Here is an 18,789-nt window from a genome sequence, read left to right as displayed (position 1 = left end):
TCCGGAGTGCCCTCATGGACATCACCCCCACCGGCCTGCCGGCCGGCCTCGCCGCCGACGAGCAGAGCCTGCGCGAGGATCTGGCCGCCGCCTATCGCCTGCTGGCCGTCTTCGACATGACCGACCTGATCTATACCCACCTGTCGGTGCGCCTGCCCGGCGAGGGGCATCGGTTCCTGGTCAATCCCTACGGCCTGCTGTTCGAGGAAATTACCGCCAGTTCGCTGGTCGTCGTCGATGCCGAGGGCCTGCCGACGCAGCCGATCTCCCACCCCGTCAACCCGGCGGGCTTCGTCATCCATTCGGCCGTCCATCGCAGCCGCGCCGACGCGGCGTGCGTCATGCACACCCACACGCTGGCCGGCATGGCCGTCGCGGCGCAGGACGGCGGCATCCTGCCGTTGAACCAGATCAACCTGGAATTTCACGAGGACGTCGCCTTCCACCCGTATGAAGGCATCGCCGCCGACGACAATCTGAGCGAGCGCGAACGCCTGGTCCGCGACCTGGGCGCCTGCAACGCGCTGATCCTGCAGAATCACGGCCTGCTGACCGTCGGCCGCACGGTGGCCGAGACGTTCTATCGCACCTATTACCTGGAACAGGCCTGCCGCATCCAGATCGCCGCCCAGTCCACCGGGGCGAAGCTGAATGTCCCGTCGCTGGAGCGGATCCAGCGGACCCGCAAGCAGTTCGACGACGAAGCGGACAAGGGCGAACTGGTCTGGAAGGCGCTGCGCCGCAAGCTGGACCGCGAGCAGCCCGATTACGTGACCTGATCCCGCGCGCCGACGATCCTGACGAACCGGGCGGCCGACCCCGTCCCGGCCGCAGGGGCGATGGCGGCCGGGGCCGGGGTGTCGGCCGGGGCGGCCAGGGCCGCCAGGGACTGGGCCGCCAGCGCCCGGGCTGGATGCGCGTCGGGGCCGAACAGGGCCAGCACGGCGCGGACCCGCAGCGCGGCGTCGGGGTCGGCCATCCGGTACAGCACCTGCCGCGCCGCCCGGCGCATGGCGACCAGCCCGCCGCGCCGCAGTTCGGCCAGTTGCTGGCTCAGCGCCGGCTGGCCGATGCCGGTCCGGGCGTCGATCTCGCCCACCGCATGTTCGCCTGCCAGCAGCAGAGCCAAGATCATCAGGCGCTGTGGCTGCGCCAGCGCGCGCAGGCGCTCGGCCGTGTCCTCGGCGGCGGCGCGGTCCAGGGGGGCGGCCGTCATGCGAGGGGGTCGGGCGCCAGGCGGCAGAACCACGACGGGCCGGCGGCCGCGACCTCGTCATCGGTCCGGGCGGCGGGCAGGACGATATCCGCGCCGGGGGTCCAGCCCTCCGGGGTCAGCGCATCGCCGCGCGCCGCGCGTTGCAGGGCGGCCACCAGGCGCAGCATCTCGTCCACCGACCGGCCGACCGACATCGGATAGCAGGTGGTGGCGCGGACGACGCCCGCCGGGTCGATAAAGTAGGTCGCCCGCACCGTCGCGCTGTCGTGCGCGGTCGCATCCAGCATGCCATAGGCGCGGCCGACCGCCATCGTCGGGTCCTCGACCACCGGAAAGGGGATGTCGGCGCCGAAGCGGGCACGAATCGCCTCCATCCAGGCCAGGTGGGCGTGCAGGCTGTCGACCGACAGGCCCAGCAGCGCGCACCCCAGCGCCGCGAACCGCTCCGCCGCCCCGGCCAGGGCGACGAATTCGCTGGTGCAGACGGGCGTGAAATCCGCCGGATGGGAAAAGAAGACCAGCCAGACCCCGCGATAGTCGCTCAGCCTTACCTCGCCCTGCGTGGTGCGGGCGCAGAAATCGGGCGCGACATCGCCGATCCGCAGCGGGCGACCGGCCCCGGCGGATGGGATGTCGACAGCGGAGTCGGCGTCGAAAATCGTCCTGTCGGTCATCACGGGGCCTTATTGCATCCCATATGTCTTGACGCCACATGAAGCATGAAATACAGACATTATGAAAGTGCGAAAGTGATATCGCCTTCGCAACCCGGGGGACCACCCGATGCCGACCGATGCCGCCCGCGACGCCGCCGCGTCCCAGATCAGCGCAAGCCGCGCCGGCGGCCCGGCGCCGGTCGTCCGCACCTTCTTCGACCCGGCGACCTTCACCGCGACCCATGTGGTCCACGACCCGGCGACGCGCCAGGCGGCGATCATCGACAGCGTGCTGGATTACGACCCGGCGTCGGGCCGCACGCGCCACGATTCCGCCTCCGCCGTCCTGGCCTATGTCCGCGCCGAGGGGCTGGAGGTCGCGTGGCAGCTGGAAACCCATGCCCATGCCGACCATCTGTCGGCCGCGCCCTGGCTGCAGGGGCAGGTGGGCGGCGCGCTGGCCATCGGGGCGGACATCGTCCAGGTGCAGGACGTGTTCGGCAAGATCTTCAACGCCGGCACCGCCTTCGCCCGCGACGGGTCGCAGTTCGACCGGCTGTTCCACGATGGCGAACGCTTCCGGCTGGGGTCGATCGAGGCCATCGCCCTGCATGTGCCGGGGCACACGCCCGCCGACATGGCCTTTGTCATCGGTGACGCGGCCTTTATCGGCGATACGCTGTTCATGCCCGATTACGGCACCGCGCGCGCCGATTTCCCCGGCGGCGACGCGGGCATGCTCTATCGCTCGATCCGCCGCCTGCTGTCGCTGCCGGGGGAAACGCGGCTGTTCCTCTGCCACGATTACGGCGCGCCGGGGCGCGACCATTTCGTCTGGGAAACCACGGTCTCGGCCGAACGCCAGGGCAATATCCATGTCCATGACGGGGTGAGCCAGGACGATTTCGTCGCCATGCGTACCACGCGCGACGCCACGCTGGACCTGCCCCGGCTGATTATGCCCTCGGTGCAGGTCAACATGCGCGGCGGCCATCTGCCGGACCCGGAATCCAACGGCACCCGCTATATCAAGATCCCGCTGGACACGCTGTAGGCGCCCGGACGAAGACCCCGCATCGCATGATCGTACGCCTTCCTCGCGTTTTGGGCGCGGACATCGCGATGGCCAGAATCGCGATTGACAGTCCGGCATTCCGCCGGCCCGGCCGGGGCTGAGGGCGCGATGGACCCGCTTCAGGCCGCGCTCGGCGCGCTGTCCGGCGTGCTGGTCGGTTTCACCCTGGGGCTGGCCGGCGGGGGCGGGTCCATCCTGGCGGTGCCGCTGATGGTCTATCTGGTGGGGGTGCCCAACCCGCATGTCGCCATCGGCACCAGCGCCGCCGCCGTCTCGGTCAACGCACTGGCGGGCCTGGCCAGCCACGCGCGGTCGCGCACCGTCAAATGGCGCTGCGCGGGGGTGTTCGCGGCGGCGGGCATCCTCGGCGCGCTGGCGGGGGCGCATGCGGGCAAGGCGGTGGGCGGGCAGCGGCTGCTGCTTTGCTTCGCGGTGCTGATGGTCGTCGTGGGCGTGCTGATGCTGCGCGGCCGGAACGGGGCGGGCGACCCCGACGTCACCTGCACGCGCGGCAATATCGGGCGCATCGCCGGGACGGGGCTGATGACCGGGGTGCTGTCCGGCTTCTTCGGCATCGGCGGCGGGTTCCTGATCGTCCCCGGCCTGATGGCCGCGACCGGCATGCCGATCCTGAACGCGGTGGGCACGTCGCTGGTGGCGGTGGCGGTCTTCGGCCTCGGCACCGCCGCCAGCTATGCCGCATCGGGTTTGGTGGACTGGCCGCTGGCCGGCCTGTTCGTCGCGGGCGGCGTCGCCGGCAGCCTCATCGGCACGCGCGCGGCCCGCGGGCTGGCGGCATCGCGCGGGATGCTGGCGCGGGTGTTCGCCGGGATCATCTTCGCCGTCGCCTGCTACATGATCTGGCGGGGGCTGGCGGTGCTGCTGTAGGGAAAAAGGAAGATCGGGCTCTGCCCGAACCCGGCAAGGGCCTGAAGTCCTGGGTTTCCAAAGGTCTGTGGCCTTTGGCGGGTTTCAGGGCAGCGCCCTGAGGCCGGAACGACGGGTCTTCGACAGGACGGCGATCCGGTCTATGCTGAATGTTCCTCTGGCCAGAATGGTGCCTTGCCCATGACCACCGCTCCCTCCCGCACGTCCGCCCATCCGGTCGAGCGCCTCTTTCTCGACCGCTGGTCGCCGCGCGCCTATGACGGCGCGCCGATCGCCGAGGATGTGCTGCTGTCCTTCCTCGAGGCCGGGCGCTGGGCGGCGTCGGCCTATAATTCGCAGCCCTGGCGCTTTGTCTACGCGCGGCGCGACACGCCGGACTGGGACCGCTTCGTCGGCTACCTGATCCCGTTCAACCAGTCCTGGGCGGGGTCCGCGTCGGCGCTGGTGTTCGTGCTGTCCGGCACGACGATGCTGCCGCCGGGCAAGACCGCGCCCGTGCCGGCCCCGACGCACGCCTTCGACGCCGGGGCCGCTGCGGCGCAGATCATGTTGCAGGCGACCTCCGCCGGATGGGCCGCCCATGCCATGAGCGGCATCGACCATGACGCCATCCGCGCGGGCCTGGGCGTGCCGGACGACCACGCGATCCACGCCGCGATCGCCATCGGCCGCCAGGCCGCGCCCGAGATCCTGCCCGAGGGCCTGCGCGGGCGCGAAGCGCCGTCCGACCGGCTGCCGCTGTCCGATATCGCCTTTCCCGGCCGTTTCGCCGGGGGCTGAGGCGACCGTCAGGTTGCGAACGGGTGGGGCGCGACCGAGGCGTGGCTGTCCTGCATGATGTAGGACTGCATTTCCCGCGCCAGAAGCTCGGCTTCCTCCAGCCGCAGCTTCACGATGTCGCCGATGCTGACCAGCCCCACCAGTTGTCCGGCGCCGTCCTGGATGGGAATGTGGCGGCTGTGGCGGTGGGTCATCTTGCGCGCGACCGACTGGATGTCCTCGGAGCGGGTCGCCGTCGGCACGTCGCGGGTCATGATGTCCGCCGCGCGCAATCCGCCGATATCGGGGCCGCGCGTCGCCAGCGCCTCGACGATGGATCGTTCGGTGACCAGCCCCGCGACATGTCCGCCATCGACGACCACCGGCACCGCGCCGATTCCATGCCGGGACAGCAGATGCGCGATCGCCGTCACCGGTTCGTCCGGCCGGACGGTGATGACGGCCGAACCCTTGCTGTTCAGGATATGCAGTACGGGAATGGCCATGGGACGTCTTCCTCCGTTCGGCACGCGCTTCGCCGGCGCGGTTTCTGTGTGCGTATCGGTGGTAACGGAAGACATGGCTGCCCGGCGCGCGGCGGGAACGGCCGCCGCCCTTCATAATCGTGTGACCGCCCTGTCAGTCCAGGGCCAGGCGCAGCCCCTGTTCGGCGATCACGAAGCGCACGTCCCTCAACCCCTCGCGCGCCGCATCCCGCGCCAGGTCTCGCCGGATGACATCCTGCGGCGCGGGTCCGGCGGCCAGGCTGTATTTGACGTGGCCGATCAGCACCGTCAGGCCGCGCAGCGACCTCGGCCCGCCCGCCCGGTGCGCCAGGTCCCGCAGCGCGCGCACCACCCAGGCCGGGGTCATGTGGCCGAACAGCATCCGGTCCGCGCGGCTGTCGTCGTACGAGGCCTCGATGACGATGGCCTTAAGCCGGTGCGCCGCAACCTCGGGGGCGACCGCCCGCCACAGGTCGTCCAGGCGGCGCCCGCCCTCGACGACGTCGGGTCCGGTATCGCCCAGATACAGGACCGAGGCCCCGTTGGCCGCGACCAGGAAGGCGGTCGATTCGACACCGCCATGATTCAGCGGCCAGGCGGTGACGGTCATCGCAGTGTCCGGCACCGGTTCCGTCCGGCCCGGCGCCAGCGCGCGATAATGGTATTTGCCCAGTGCGGGCGAGGGGCCGCGATCGCCGAAGTTCGGCCAGATCCGCCAGTTGAACAGATGTTCCGACAGGTCGCGCAGGGTGGCGGGCAGGGCATAGACCGGCTTGGCGCTGTCGTCGGGTGACGCCACGACCAGGCCCGCGACATGGTCCAGATGCGCGTGGCTGATGAGATAGGCGCGGATCGTGTGGGTCAGCACATAGCCCGCGCGGGTCAGGCCGCTGCCGGGCGGCACGGCAATGTCGTCCAGCGCGCCGGTCCGGTCGGCCGCCACCAGCCCGGCCATGGCCGTTCCGGCATCGCACAGGACGGCGCGGTCGTCACCGGCCGGCCGGATCATGTAGGCGCTGAGGTTCCCGTCCAGTATTCCGCCGCGCGCACCCAGTACCGTGACCACGAATCCCGGTCGCGCCGGGGCGGCCAGGGCAGGGAGCAGACTCGATGAAAATATGAAAGAAATAAGAAACAGACATGACGTTTTTAATTTCATGAGATCGGTCTTTCACGGGGCTGGTATGATTCTGTTGCATATATGTCATAGGTGCGAAATCGATTTGTCCGGATGGTCAGGTTTTCGTTGAGGAAAATTTAGGTTCTGGGAATACTCGGCCCGACTTCACACTTTCACGAGGGGGGCCCTTCGGCCAATGTTGTCTCGCACCTGTCTGACCATCCTGCTGGCCAGCACTGCCATAAGCGGATTTGCCGCCACGACCGCCGTGGCGCAGGGGGCCGCGCCTGCGTCGTCCTCCACCTCCGCGACGACGTCGCCGGCCCCCGCCACGACCGCGAAAGGCGGAGTTTCCGACGCGGCGCCCGAGGAAGTCGCCGTGACCGGCCGTAGCGCGCGTACCCGTTCGCCCGGCGGCGGCCTGCTGCGTGTCGAGACCGAGCCGAAGGCGGTCCAGACCATCACCCGCGACTTCATCGCCAAGCAGTCGCCCACGACCAACATCCAGCAGCTTCTGCGTATGCTGCCCAGCGCCAACGTGTCCGACCAGGACCCGTTCGGCCTGACCTCGGGCCAGACCGAAGTGCGTGGCATGGACCAGACGCAGATCGGCTGGCTGCTGGACGGCATGCCGCTGAACGATATCGGCGGTGGCCAGTTCTATTCCAACGAAGTGCTGGAAGCCGAGGACCTGGAATCGGTTTCGTTGCAGCCGGGCTCGGTGAATATCGATTCGCCCGTGGTGAACGCCTCGGCCGGTCTGGTGACCGCGACCATGAGCAACCCGACGCACCAGCGGGGCGGCCTGCTGGACATCTCGTTCGGCTCGTTCGACACCCACCGGCAGTTCCTGCGCCTGAATTCGGGTGATATCGGCACCAGCGGCCTGCGCGCGATGTTCGCCTTCAGCCACACCGACGGCAACAACTGGCGCGGCCCCGGCCGGATCGAGAAGTTCCATTACGACTTCAAGGCCGTCAAGGATTTCGAGAACGGCAGCCATACCGGCATGACCGTGTCGTACAACGACCAGGTCAACGATTTCATGCTGAACCCCAGCCTCGCGCAGTATAACGCGACGGGGTACAGCACGAATTATGATGCCAACTATAGCGGCATCAAGGACACCAACTACTACAAGCTGCACGTCAATCCGTTCCGCAACGTCATCGTCTCGGCGCCGACGCATATCGTCGTCACGCCCGACCTGTCGATCGACGACACGGTCTATTTCTGGCACGGCATCGGCAACGGCACCGGCGCGTCCGTCCTGACCGAAGGGACGGACACCGGTGGAACGGCGACCGAGGGGATGACCTACATGGGCAACCAGCCCGTGGCCGTCGACCTGAACGGGGATGGCAAGATCACCCCGGGCGCGCAGGCCATCGTCTTCTCGCCGTCGAACCAGGAACAGTTCCGGACCGGCAACACGCTGAAGTTCAACTACCAGATCGGCCGTCACCACACGCTGACGGCGGGCTGGTGGTATGAATATTCCAATCTCGACCAGTATTCGCCGATCGGCATGGTGAACCAGACGACCGGCCAGCCCCTGAACATCTGGGGGACGAAGAACATCTACACCGTGCCGGGCGGCGACCAGTACCGCTCGCGCGACTTCCTGACGCTGACGCAGATCAACATGCTGTTCGTCGGCGACACCATGAAGTATTTCAACGATCGCCTGCGTATCGACCTCGGCTTCAAGGAGGCGATGGTCACCCGCCGCACCTACGATTATACGCCGGGCACCACCTACAACCGCAACCTGCACAATGCCGAGCCGCTGCCGCAGGTCGGGTTGAGCTGGACCTTCAATTCGCACCATCAGATCTATGTCGCCGGGTCCACCAACTTCCGCGTGCCCAGCAACACGTCGCTGGTCGATTATTACAGCACCGCGGGCAAGCAGACCCAGACGGGCGGGTCGTCGGCGCCGGAATATTCGATCTCGGAAGAAATCGGCTATCGCTATAACGGCGACCTGCTGGTCGGCAGCATCTCGTTCTTCAACTACAACTTCACCAACAAGCAGCTCAGCCTCAGCTACTATGACCCGTCGAGCGGCACGAACTACAGCCGCACCGTCAATGCCGGTGGCCAGACCTCGCGCGGCGTGGACGTCCAGCTGGCGACGCGGCCGCTGTGGTTCCATCTGCGCCCCTACGCGACGTTCGAATATCTGAACGCGCGCATCGACAACGACCTGGCGACGACCGGCAAGCTGAACGGTGTGACGATCAACGACGCGCTGCCGACGCGCGGCAAGACGCAGATCCGCAGCCCGAAGGTGCAGGCAGCCCTGGGCCTGGATTACGATGACGGCCGCCTGTTCATCTCGGGCAACGTGAAGTATGTCGACAAGCAGTACGCCACCCTGATGGATGACTCGTACATCCCGCGCTACATCACCGACAGCGTGAACATCGGCTATCGCTTCTCGTCGTTCGGCTTCCTGAAGGGGCCGCAGATCCAGCTGAACATGCAGAACCTGACGAACGCCAAGTTCCGCAGCGGTATCGGCGGCTTCGCGAACAATCTGAATGCGACCACGGGCGTCCGTGGCAGCACGATTTCGGGCTCCAACGGCATCGGTTCGCCCTACTACTACCTGCAGGCCCCGTTCACCGCGATCGTGACGGCCTCCACCGCCTTCTGATCGTGGCGCTTCGCCCGTGCGCGGGCGAATGTGCGGCCGGGAAAGCCGGGTGGCGTCGCCACCCGGCTTTTTCTGTTGGGGCGTGGCTTTGTGATGACAAACCGGCCGATGCCGTCACCGAAGGGACGCCTCGGGTATCATCCCGACATCGGATCCGCCGATCGCTTCGCAGGTCGTGAACCGCACCCCAATCCTGGATAAACGAATTGGTTTCCAAAGGCCTGCGGCCTTTGGCGGGTTTCAGGGCAGCGCCCCGAGGCCTGCCGCATAACGCGGATCGACAGGGCCTGTCCGGTCCGCCGGCGCGGGTTGTGGCTTCACGCGGGCGGCAGCCGTCCCATATAAGGGGCGGCACAGTGAAGGGGCCGGGGCTGGATTTGCGGCCGTTGCTCCTGTATCCGCCCTGTTCTGGACCCGCCGCATGCACGGAAAGGCACTCTGATGGCCGGCTATCGTTCCCGCACCACGACGCATGGTCGCAACATGGCCGGCGCCCGCAGCCTGTGGCGCGCCACGGGCATGCAGGACTCCGATTTCGGCAAGCCGATCATCGCCGTCGCCAATTCCTTCACCCAGTTCGTGCCGGGCCATGTCCACCTGAAGGACCTGGGCCAGCTGGTGGCCGGCGCGGTGGCCGAGGCCGGGGGCGTCGCGCGCGAATTCAATACCATCGCGGTCGATGACGGCATCGCCATGGGCCATGGCGGCATGCTCTACAGCCTGCCGTCGCGCGAACTGATCGCCGACGCGGTGGAATATATGGTCAACGCGCATTGCGCCGATGCGCTGGTGTGCATCAGCAATTGCGACAAGATCACGCCGGGCATGCTGATGGCGGCGATGCGGCTGAACATCCCCGCCATCTTCGTCTCGGGCGGGCCGATGGAGGCCGGGCGCATCACCCAGGACGGGGTGGAGCGCCATGTCGACCTGATTACCTCTATGGTCTCAGCCGCCGATCCGCGCGTCAGCGACGCGGACTCGCAGACGATCGAGCGTTCGGCCTGCCCCACCTGCGGGTCGTGCTCGGGCATGTTCACCGCCAATTCGATGAACTGCCTGACCGAGGCCCTGGGCCTGGCCCTGCCGGGCAACGGCAGCCTGGTCGCCACCCATGCCGACCGGCGCGACCTGTTCCTGGAAGCCGGGCGGCGGATCGTCGACCTGGCCCGCCGCTGGTACGAGCAGGAGGACGCGACCGCCCTGCCGCGCGGCATCGCGACGATGCAGGCGTTCGAGAATGCGATGTCGGTCGATATCGCCATGGGCGGATCGACCAACACGGTGCTGCACCTGCTGGCGGCGGCGCATGAGGGCGAAGTCCCCTTCACCATGGCCGACATCGACCGGCTGTCGCGCAAGGTGCCGCATCTGTGCAAGGTCGCGCCGTCCAAGGCCGACGTGCATATGGAAGACATCCACCGCGCCGGCGGCATCCCCGCCATCATGGGCGAGCTGGACCGGCTGGGCCTGCTGCACCGCGAGGTGCCGATGGTCCACGCCCCGTCCCTGGCCCAGGCGCTGGACCGCTGGGACGTGGCCGCGCCCGACGCGCCGGCCGACGCCACCACCCTGTTCCGCGCCGCCCCGGGCGGGGTACGCACCACCCAGGCGTTCTCGCAGGCCAGCCGGTATGTGGAGCTGGACCTGAACCGCGCCACGGGGGCGATCCATGACGGGGCGCACGCCTTCAGCCAGGATGGCGGGCTGGCGGTGCTGTACGGCAACATCGCCGAGGACGGGGCGATCGTGAAGACGGCGGGGGTGGCCGCCGGGCTGCTGACCTTCTCCGGCCCCGCGCGGATCTTCGAAAGCCAGGACGCGGCGGTGTCGGCCATCCTGGCCGGCCGCATCGTGGCGGGCGACGTCGTGGTCATCCGCTACGAGGGGCCGAAGGGCGGGCCGGGCATGCAGGAAATGCTGTATCCGACCAGCTACCTGAAATCGAAGGGCCTGGCCGAGAAATGCGCCCTGATTACCGACGGTCGCTTCTCGGGCGGCAGCGCCGGCCTGTCGATCGGCCATATCTCGCCCGAGGCGGCCGAGGGCGGGGCCATCGGCCTGCTGGAGGATGGCGACATCATCGAGATCGACATCCCCAACCGCGTCCTGCGTACGGCGCTGCCCGACGCCGAACTGTCCGCCCGCCGCACCCGGATGGAGGACAGGGGCGACGCCGCCTGGCTGCCCGAGCGCGACCGCGTGGTGTCCGTCGCCCTGCAGGCCTATGCCGCGCTGACCACCAGCGCCGCGCGGGGCGCCGTGCGCGACGTCGCGCAACTGAAGCGCCGCGGGCGCTGAGCGCGGCCCGGCGCAGGGCCTGGATAACGGGTGGGTTCGGGCAACGCCCGACTTGCCCGTCCCATCCGGACATGTAACAATTCGTTTCGTTTCCGAACATGGCAGGCATGGCGGCCCGCAGGCGACCGGGCGCGTCCGTAAACTCCTGTAACAGTCGAATAATGAACGGCGCTTCATGAAAGATGTTTTTCTTACATGAACATCTTTTCATACATGTTTTGAAACACTCCTATGTATAGCCTGTGACCCGAGACAACGCGTCCCGGCCGGGGCACGTCCACCGACACAGGAGGCCAGTTATGACAGATCCAGATTCCAGCGACTGATATCGCGACATCCGTCCGGGCGTCACCTGTCCGTCATCCCGCCCTGCCGGGATCGGCGTGCGATAGCGTGCGGCCTGGACCGGCGCGGATGCGGCCCCTGTGGGCGCGCCGCCGCGCCGCCGTCATGTCATGACAGGACCGCAGGTCCGGCCCATCCCCGCCCGCCGGGGGTGAATGCCGGCGCGCGCCCACGGTCCATGCCCCCGCCAAGAACGTCCTGAACAGGGGAAAAGGTCGCATATGAATGCAATAGTCGTGACGGCCCTGCGACGGCCGTACACATTTATCGTCTTGTCTATCGTGATCCTCTTGTTCGGCGTCATGTCCGCCTTCAAGACGCCGACGGACGTCTTTCCCAATATCAAGATCCCGGCGATCGCCGTGGTGTGGACCTACGGCGGTCTGCTGCCCGACGAAGTCGCCGGTCGCGTCATGTACAATTACGAACAGGGCGTGACCTCGACCGTCGAGGGCATCGAGCATATGGAGTCCGATTCGTATTACGGACGCGGCATCGTGAAGATCTTCTTCCAGCCGGGAACGGATATCGGGTCGGCCGAGGCGGACGTCACCGCGATTTCGCAGACGGTGCTGATGCAGCTGCCGGAAAAGATCCCGGCGCCGATGATTATGAAGCTGGAGGCGTCGTCGGTCCCCGTCATCACGCTGGAACTGACGTCCCCCACCATGACGCCGTCCGACCTGTTCAAGCTGGCGCAGATCCGCGTGCGTACGCTGCTGGTGACGGTGCCGGGCGCCATCGTGCCCCATCCGTATGGCGGCATGGACGCGTTCGTGATGTTCGCGCTGGACCAGAAGCAGCTTCAGGCCCACCACCTGTCGGCGATGGACGTGCAGAACGTCCTGGACAAGCAGAACATCGTCCGCCCGGCCGGCGACCAGAAGATCGGCGCCACGGACTGGATGGTGGCGACCAACTCCCAGCCGCGCACGATGGACGAACTGGGCAATATCCCGATCAAGCGCGTGGGCAACTCGGTCGTCTACATGCATGACCTTGGCTCGGTGTATCGTGGCGGCCATCCGCAGACCAACCTGGTGCTGGTCAAGGGCCGGCAGGCCGTGGTCATGGTGGTGATGAAAAGCGGCGAAGCCTCGACGCTGGACGTGGTCAACGGCGTCAAGGCGCTGATGCCCCGCCTGGAACAGGTCATTCCGGCATCGGCCCATATCTCGATCCTGAACGATGCTTCGGGCTTCGTGAAGGATTCGATCAAGGACGTGGTGCGCGAGATGGTCACGGCGGCGGCCCTGACCGGCCTGGTGGTGCTGCTGTTCCTGGGGTCGTGGCGTTCGACGATCATCATCGCGACGTCCATCCCGCTGGCGATCCTGTGCGCGGTCATCGGGCTGGGCTGGGCGGGGCAGACCATCAACGTCATGACCCTGGGCGGCCTGGCGCTGGCGGTCGGCATCCTGGTCGATGACGCCACCGTCATGATCGAGAACATCGACACCCATCTGGAAATGGGCAAGGAGCTGGAGGTCGCGATCATCGACGCGGCCAACCAGATCGTGACCGCGACCTTCGTCTCCACCACCTGCATCTGCATCGTCTGGCTGCCGCTGTTCGAACTGGGCGGCGTGGCCGGCTGGCTGTTCATGCCGATGGCCGAGGCGATCATCTTCGCCATGATCGCGTCCTTCATCCTGTCGCGCACCCTGGTGCCGACCATGGCGAAGTTCCTGCTGGCGGGGCAGACCCATGGCGCCCACGGCCACGATACGCATGGGGACGAACTGAAGGGCGGCAACGTCTTCTCGCGCTTCCAGCGCGGGTTCGAACGCCGCTTCACGAACTTCCGCGAGGCCTATGGGGCGTTCCTGCAACGCTCGATCGAGAACCGCGTCCGGTTCGTGTCGGTCTTCCTGGGGCTGTCGGTGCTGTCGATGGGCCTGTACATGGTGGCGGGCCGCGACTTCTTCCCCGAAATCAAGTCCGACCAGTTGCAGATGCACATGCGCGCGCCGCTGGGCACCCGCATCGAGGTCGCGGGCCGCATCGCGACGCTGGTCAGCGACCGCATCCATGAACTGCTGCCCGGCAAGGTCGATGACGTGGTCAGCAATTGCGGCCTGGCCGAGGCGCCGCACAACCAGGCCTTCATTCCCACGCCCACCATCGGCACGCAGGATTGCGACCTGACGATCACCCTGACCGAGGCGGAAGCGCCGGTGTGGGACTACCGCGCCGTGCTGCGTCGCGGCCTGTCCGCCAGCTTCCCCGGCACGGTCTTCACCTTCCAGCCGGCGGACCTGACGGCGAAGATCCTCAATTTCGGATCGCCCTCGCCGATCGACATCAAGGTGACGGGGCCGGAACTGGCCAAGAGCTATAAATACGCCGTCGAACTGACCAACAGGCTGCGCCTGGTGCCCGGCGCCGCCGACGTCTCGCTGCAGCAGACGATGAAGACGCCGACCCTGTTCGTGAAGGGCGACCGCACGTTCAGCCAGGCAACCGGCATCAATGCCGCCGACCTGGCCGACAACGAGCTGATGACCCTGTCGGGCAGCTCGACCGTCGATCCGCAATATTGGTACGACCCGGCCTGGGGCGTGACCTTCCTGCTGAACACCTATGTCACGCAGAACCAGCTCACGCACTTCAACGACCTGCTGTCGATCCCGGTCGACAAGGGCGATGGCGACCCCTCCGGCCACGACATGCAGCTTCTGGGCGCCGTCAGCACCATCAGCGCCGTCGGCACGCCGGGCCAGGTCTCGCACTACAACTCGATGCCCGCGTTCGACATCTATGTCTCGGCCGAGGGCACCGACCTGGGGACGGTGCTGTCGGGGGTGAACAAGGTGATCGCGCAGACGGCCGCCGACGTGCCGCGCGGCGCGGCGGTGGATGTCGAAGGCCAGGCGACCACGATGCGTAGCGCCTATTACCAGCTGATCGGCGGCCTGGCGGTCTCGATCGCGCTGATCTACCTGCTGATCGTCGTGAACTTCCAGTCCTGGCTTGACCCGTTCATCATCATCTCGGCCCTGCCGGGGGCGCTGGCGGGCATCGCGTGGAGCCTGTTCCTGACGCACACCCACCTGTCGGTCCCGGCGCTGACCGGCGCCATCATGTGCATGGGCACGGCGACCGCGAACTCGATCCTGGTCGTCTCCTATGCCCGCGAACGGCTGGAGATCCACGGCGACGCGCTGCGCGCGGCGCTGGAGGCCGGGTACGGCCGTATCCGTCCGGTGCTGATGACCGCCGCCGCGATGATCGTGGGCATGGTCCCGATGTCGATCAGCAATTCGCAGAACGCGCCGCTGGGCAAGGCGGTGATCGGCGGGCTGATCGTGGCCACCATTTCCACCCTGCTGTTCGTCCCTTGTGTTTACGCAATCATCTACAACCGCTCGTCCCGCCGGAAGGAGACCGTCTGATGGCTTCCCTGTCACGCACTACTGTTCTGGCGGCGGGGGGCTGTGTCCTGGCCCTGCTGGTCGGCTATCAGGTCTTCGACCGGGTGCATGCGGCAAGCGCCCTGCGTGCCGAGACCATCCGCGACGCGCTGCCCGACGTCGCCGTCATCCTGGCCAAGCCCGCGCCCAAGACGGTGACGCTGACCCTGCCGGGCAATATCGACGCCTGGTACCAGGCGCCGCTGTTCCCGCAGGCCTCGGGCTATGTGCAGATGTGGTACAAGGATTACGGCGCCGAGGTGAAGACCGGCGACATCCTGGCCGAGATCAACGCCCCCAGCCTGGACGCGCAATACGCCCAGGCCAAGGCCGATCTGGCCGAGGCGCAGGCCAAGTACAACCTGGCGGTGGTCAGCGCCAGTCGCTGGCGCGCCATGGCGAAATCGCAGGCGGTGTCGGGCCAGTCGGTCTCGGTCGCCGACGCGAACGAGAAGGCGGGCCTGGCGAGCATGCAGGCGGCCGAGCACAAGGTCGACCAGTTCGCGGCGCTGGAGCGGTTCAAGACCATCGTCGCCCCGTTCGACGGCGTGGTGACGTCGCGCGACATCAATGTCGGCGACTATGTCAGCGGCGGCGCCGGCGAGCATGGCTCGAACGGCGAGGCCAGCCAGCTCTTCACCGTGTCGGACATGCACAAGATGCGCCTGTTCGTGTCGGTGCCCGAAGTGTTCTCGTATATCCTCAAGCCCGGCATGACGGCCGAGGTCAGCGTGCCGCAGTTCCCCGACCGCACGTTCAAGGCGGACTTCCTGACCATCGCGCGGGGCTATGACCCGAACACCCGCACGGCGGTGACGGAATTCACCATCGACAACGACAGGCATGAGCTGTGGCCGGGCACGTTCGCCTCGGTCAAGCTGACCGCGGCCTCGACGCCCGGCGTGTTCGAGATCCCGACCGCCGCCCTGGTGTTCGAGGAAAAGGGCATGCAGGTCGCGGTGCTGGATGCCAACGACGTCGTGCATTATCGCAATATCGAGGTAGGGCGCATGGCCGATGGCGAGACCGACGTGACGGCCGGCGTGTCGCCCACCGACCGGATCATCAACAATCCGCCGGCCGACCTGCTGGAAGGGCAGAAGGTGCACGTCGTCCAGCCGGCCAAGGGTTATGACGAATCCAGCGAGGAAATCGAGGGATGATCGTGCGGTCACTGCGCCGGACCATGGTGTCCGGCGGGGCGATGCTGTCGCTGGCGGGGCTGTCCGCCTGCGACCTGGCGCCCGCCTATCACCCGCCCACCTATGTCGTGCCGGCCACCTGGCATGGGCAGACGCCGTTCGCCACCGCCACGCCGGCGGACACCCAGTTGCCGTCAAACTGGTGGACGGTGCTGCATGATCCGCAACTGGACGCGCTGGAAGACAAGGCCATCGCCGCGAACGCGGACCTTCAGGCCGCCGCCGAACGCTTCGTGCAGGCGCGCGCCATGGTCATGCAGGCCCGCGCCGACCTGCTGCCGCATTTCGGCCTGGCCTTCGGCGCGTCCGACAACAAGCAGTCGGCCGACCGGCTGTTCCGCTACAAGGGCGCGCTGACCCAGACCGACGAGTTCTATGGCGGCCTGGCGTCGTGGGAGCCCGATTTCTGGTCCGAAATCCGCAACCAGGTACGCATGGCGAAATATTCCGCCCAGCAGAAGGCGGCCGATTTCGCGGCGGCCCGGCTGAGCCTCCAGGCGGAACTGGCCGACGATTACGTGGCCCTGCGCGGCTATGACGCGCAGGATGCGATCTATCGCAAATCCATCGCCTACTACCAGCAGGCGGTGTCGGTCACCCAGACGCAACTGGTCAACCAGGCGGCCCCCCGCCTGGACCTGGCCCGCGCGCAGAACCGGCTGTACGTCACCCAGGCGGCGGAACTGGACATCCTGGCCCAGCGCGAGGTGACCGAACATGCGATCGCCATCCTGACGAACAGCGCGCCGTCCGGCTTCCATATCGCGCCGGTCGATGTTCTGCATTTCACGCGGGCGACCATTCCGATGGGCGTGCCGTCCGACCTGCTGCAACGCCGCCCCGACGTCGCGTCGGCGGAACGGCAGATGGCGCAGGCCAACCGCGCGATCGGCGTGTCGCGCGCGGCGTTCTATCCGCATATTTCGCTCAACGCGAACGGCGGGTTCGACGCCAACGGGTTCGACCTGGCCAACCTGGCGAACAGCATGTGGTCGTATGGCGCATCGGCCTCGATGCCGATCTTCGAGGGCGGGATGCGCCGCGCCGCGTTGCAGGCCTCGTGGGCCAGCTATCGCGAAACGCGCGACCATTATCGCTCGTCGGTCCTCTCGGCGTTTCGCGAGGTCGAGGACGGGCTGTCGCGCACCGACCGGCTGTGGGCGGAAAACGACCGCCTGAAGGCGGCGGTGTCGGCCGCGCTGGACATGCAGAACATGACGATGACGCTGTACAAGGGCGGCCTGTCGGCCTACCTGGATGCGATCATCGCGCAGGAAGCGGCGCTGGACGCGCAGATTTCGCAGGTGCAGGTCGCCACCCGCTATTTCCAGGCGGAAGTGGGCCTGATCCGCGCGCTGGGCGGCGGCTGGAACGACAGGCTGCTGCCCACGCCGGACCAGACGATGACGTTCTCGGTCCTGCAATATGACGGGCTGCACCACCCCGCGCCGGCCGGCGGAATCGCCCCTCCGGTGGACGAAACCCCGTATGACGACCTGACGGGGGCCACGACGTTACGCACGGGCACGCTGCCGACGGGAAAGTGACCGGGCGACATTGCGCGCCCGATGCCCGGGGCCATCTGGCCCCGGGTTTTTTTGTGCCTGCCCGATGAGGTCGCAAACAGGCCGGGTCGCCTGGTTCCCAGGAAACGGATTATGTGATTCAGAGGGGAGGACTGGTCGAGGGACCAGGCTTCAGGGTGATGAGTGCGGGCGGGCGGCCCGTGCGGCCAGGCGGGGTATGTCGATGCGACGGATGCTTTTTCCACTTCTTCTGGCGATGCCCGCCATGGCGCTGGCCGCGCCCCCGCCGGCGGCGGTGACCACCGACCCGCCCGTCGATCGCGTGCACCCGTCGGCGATGGCCCCTTTCGTCATCCCCTCGGAAGATGGCGCGCTGAACGCCGTGATGTACAGCGCGGCCGGCGCCCGGCCGCATCCGACCTTGCTGCTGCTCCACGGCTTTCCGGGCAACGAACAGAATCTCGATCTGGCCCAGGCCGCGCGTCGTGCGGGGTGGAATGTCCTCACATTCCATTATCGCGGGTCCTGGGGCAGCCCCGGTCGCTTTTCGTTCGCCCACTGCGTGCAGGATGCCGCCCATGCGCTGGCGTACCTGCGCCAGCCCCAGGTGGTCGCGCGGTTCGACATCGACCCGTCCCGGATTGCCGTCGCCGGACACAGTCTCGGCGGCATCGTGGCCGCGCGGGTCGCAGCGGCCGACCCGCGTGTCGTCGGTACTTTCCTGATCGACCCGGCCGACTTCGCCGCGATCGGCCGCAGTTTCGTCGATCCTGAAAAGCGTGAGGCGTTCCTGGTCGATGAAGTGCGCGGGGACATGCCGCCACTGGCCGGCACCAGCGAGGCGCGCATCATGGACGAGGTGACGCATGCCGGTCCCGCGCTGGATCTGGTCGCCACGATGCCGGCCCTGTCCGGGCGGCCCCTGGCGCTGATCGGTGCAACGCGTGGGATCGGCGCCATGGCCGAAGCCGCCGCCCGGGCCGCGCGCAAGGCAGGCGCCAAAAATCTCGATGCCGAGACTTTGGAGACCGATCACAGTTTTTCCGATGCCAGAATCGCCCTGGCCAGCCGGCTGGTGACCTGGCTGGGACAATTCCAGCACTGATCCCGTGTGGCGGGG

14 protein-coding genes are annotated in these 18,789 nt (G+C 67.4%); 10 read left to right on the top strand and 4 right to left on the bottom strand.

The annotated features are described in order from the left end of the window. Positions 1-14: 14 nt before the first annotated feature. Positions 15-779, top strand: coding sequence for a class II aldolase/adducin family protein (locus HLH21_RS09680; RefSeq protein ID WP_182943547.1), 765 nt, complete (start codon positions 15-17; stop codon positions 777-779). Here the strand turns inward: HLH21_RS09680 and HLH21_RS09675 are convergent. Next, positions 767-1,216: an ArsR/SmtB family transcription factor gene (locus HLH21_RS09675; protein WP_182943546.1), complete on the bottom strand. Its 450-nt coding sequence runs from the start codon at positions 1,214-1,216 to the stop codon at positions 767-769. The genes HLH21_RS09680 and HLH21_RS09675 overlap by 13 nt on opposite strands. Continuing rightward, positions 1,213-1,890, bottom strand: a complete 678-nt coding sequence (locus tag HLH21_RS09670; RefSeq protein ID WP_182943545.1) for a peroxiredoxin — start codon at positions 1,888-1,890, stop codon at positions 1,213-1,215. The genes HLH21_RS09675 and HLH21_RS09670 overlap by 4 nt, the downstream gene beginning before the upstream one ends. A gap of 109 nt (positions 1,891-1,999) precedes the next feature. On the opposite strand from HLH21_RS09670, the gene HLH21_RS09665 reads away from it, so the two are divergent. The 3 genes from HLH21_RS09665 to HLH21_RS09655 all read left to right on the top strand — a co-directional run bounded on the left by HLH21_RS09665 (position 2,000) and on the right by HLH21_RS09655 (position 4,615). After that, positions 2,000-2,926 carry an MBL fold metallo-hydrolase gene (locus HLH21_RS09665; RefSeq protein WP_182943544.1) on the top strand — a complete coding sequence of 309 codons (927 nt, stop codon included), beginning with the start codon at positions 2,000-2,002 and terminating at the stop codon, positions 2,924-2,926. Positions 2,927-3,055: 129 nt separating this feature from the next. Next, entirely contained in the window at positions 3,056-3,835 is a 780-nt protein-coding gene (locus tag HLH21_RS09660; protein ID WP_182943543.1) for a sulfite exporter TauE/SafE family protein, read from the top strand. Between the two features lie 180 nt (positions 3,836-4,015). Continuing rightward, a complete protein-coding gene (locus tag HLH21_RS09655) occupies positions 4,016-4,615 on the top strand; it encodes a nitroreductase family protein (protein WP_182943542.1) in 600 nt (199 codons plus the stop codon). An 8-nt stretch (positions 4,616-4,623) separates the two neighbouring features. On the opposite strand, the gene HLH21_RS09650 is transcribed toward HLH21_RS09655, so the two are convergent. Both HLH21_RS09650 and HLH21_RS09645 read right to left on the bottom strand, forming a co-directional pair. Next, entirely contained in the window at positions 4,624-5,100 is a 477-nt protein-coding gene (locus tag HLH21_RS09650) for a CBS domain-containing protein (protein WP_182943541.1), read from the bottom strand. Positions 5,101-5,233: 133 nt separating this feature from the next. After that, complete coding sequence (locus HLH21_RS09645; RefSeq protein WP_264811943.1) at positions 5,234-6,166, bottom strand: MBL fold metallo-hydrolase; 933 nt, start codon at positions 6,164-6,166, stop codon at positions 5,234-5,236. A 250-nt stretch (positions 6,167-6,416) separates the two neighbouring features. On the opposite strand from HLH21_RS09645, the gene HLH21_RS09640 reads away from it, so the two are divergent. The 6 genes from HLH21_RS09640 to HLH21_RS09615 all read left to right on the top strand — a co-directional run bounded on the left by HLH21_RS09640 (position 6,417) and on the right by HLH21_RS09615 (position 18,774). Beyond that, positions 6,417-8,882, top strand: coding sequence for a TonB-dependent receptor (locus HLH21_RS09640; protein ID WP_182943539.1), 2,466 nt, complete (start codon positions 6,417-6,419; stop codon positions 8,880-8,882). 441 nt (positions 8,883-9,323) lie between these two features. Continuing rightward, positions 9,324-11,183 carry a dihydroxy-acid dehydratase gene (gene ilvD / locus HLH21_RS09635; protein WP_182943538.1) on the top strand — a complete coding sequence of 620 codons (1,860 nt, stop codon included), beginning with the start codon at positions 9,324-9,326 and terminating at the stop codon, positions 11,181-11,183. 566 nt (positions 11,184-11,749) lie between these two features. Then, positions 11,750-14,923, top strand: a complete 3,174-nt coding sequence (locus HLH21_RS09630) for an efflux RND transporter permease subunit (protein WP_182943537.1) — start codon at positions 11,750-11,752, stop codon at positions 14,921-14,923. Next, positions 14,923-16,104: an efflux RND transporter periplasmic adaptor subunit gene (locus tag HLH21_RS09625; protein ID WP_182943536.1), complete on the top strand. Its 1,182-nt coding sequence runs from the start codon at positions 14,923-14,925 to the stop codon at positions 16,102-16,104. Before HLH21_RS09630 ends, HLH21_RS09625 begins: the two co-directional genes overlap by 1 nt. Next, the gene (locus HLH21_RS09620) at positions 16,101-17,690 is read left to right on the top strand and encodes an efflux transporter outer membrane subunit (protein ID WP_182943535.1); all 1,590 of its coding nucleotides are present in this window, start codon (positions 16,101-16,103) and stop codon (positions 17,688-17,690) included. Before HLH21_RS09625 ends, HLH21_RS09620 begins: the two co-directional genes overlap by 4 nt. A gap of 211 nt (positions 17,691-17,901) precedes the next feature. Next, on the top strand, positions 17,902-18,774 hold the full coding sequence (locus HLH21_RS09615) for an alpha/beta hydrolase (protein WP_246379511.1): 873 nt from the start codon (positions 17,902-17,904) through the stop codon (positions 18,772-18,774). Positions 18,775-18,789 lie beyond the last annotated feature (15 nt).

The organism is Gluconacetobacter johannae, from assembly GCF_014174305.1.
Lineage (GTDB): Bacteria > Pseudomonadota > Alphaproteobacteria > Acetobacterales > Acetobacteraceae > Gluconacetobacter > Gluconacetobacter johannae.
The sequence above is the reverse complement of the archived record's forward strand: the minus strand, read 5'-3'. Positions and strand labels throughout refer to the sequence as shown.

What these genes read in the sequence shown, in the direction of transcription:
- HLH21_RS09680 (WP_182943547.1), top strand. Translation starts at nt 15, where the DNA reads ATGGACATCACCCCCACCGGCCTGCCGGCCGGCCTCGCCGCCGACGAG.
- HLH21_RS09675 (WP_182943546.1), bottom strand. Translation starts at nt 1,216, where the DNA reads ATGACGGCCGCCCCCCTGGACCGCGCCGCCGCCGAGGACACGGCCGAG.
- HLH21_RS09670 (WP_182943545.1), bottom strand. Translation starts at nt 1,890, where the DNA reads ATGACCGACAGGACGATTTTCGACGCCGACTCCGCTGTCGACATCCCA.
- HLH21_RS09665 (WP_182943544.1), top strand. Translation starts at nt 2,000, where the DNA reads ATGCCGACCGATGCCGCCCGCGACGCCGCCGCGTCCCAGATCAGCGCA.
- HLH21_RS09660 (WP_182943543.1), top strand. Translation starts at nt 3,056, where the DNA reads ATGGACCCGCTTCAGGCCGCGCTCGGCGCGCTGTCCGGCGTGCTGGTC.
- HLH21_RS09655 (WP_182943542.1), top strand. Translation starts at nt 4,016, where the DNA reads ATGACCACCGCTCCCTCCCGCACGTCCGCCCATCCGGTCGAGCGCCTC.
- HLH21_RS09650 (WP_182943541.1), bottom strand. Translation starts at nt 5,100, where the DNA reads ATGGCCATTCCCGTACTGCATATCCTGAACAGCAAGGGTTCGGCCGTC.
- HLH21_RS09640 (WP_182943539.1), top strand. Translation starts at nt 6,417, where the DNA reads ATGTTGTCTCGCACCTGTCTGACCATCCTGCTGGCCAGCACTGCCATA.
- ilvD (WP_182943538.1), top strand. Translation starts at nt 9,324, where the DNA reads ATGGCCGGCTATCGTTCCCGCACCACGACGCATGGTCGCAACATGGCC.
- HLH21_RS09630 (WP_182943537.1), top strand. Translation starts at nt 11,750, where the DNA reads ATGAATGCAATAGTCGTGACGGCCCTGCGACGGCCGTACACATTTATC.
- HLH21_RS09625 (WP_182943536.1), top strand. Translation starts at nt 14,923, where the DNA reads ATGGCTTCCCTGTCACGCACTACTGTTCTGGCGGCGGGGGGCTGTGTC.
- HLH21_RS09620 (WP_182943535.1), top strand. Translation starts at nt 16,101, where the DNA reads ATGATCGTGCGGTCACTGCGCCGGACCATGGTGTCCGGCGGGGCGATG.
- HLH21_RS09615 (WP_246379511.1), top strand. Translation starts at nt 17,902, where the DNA reads ATGCTTTTTCCACTTCTTCTGGCGATGCCCGCCATGGCGCTGGCCGCG.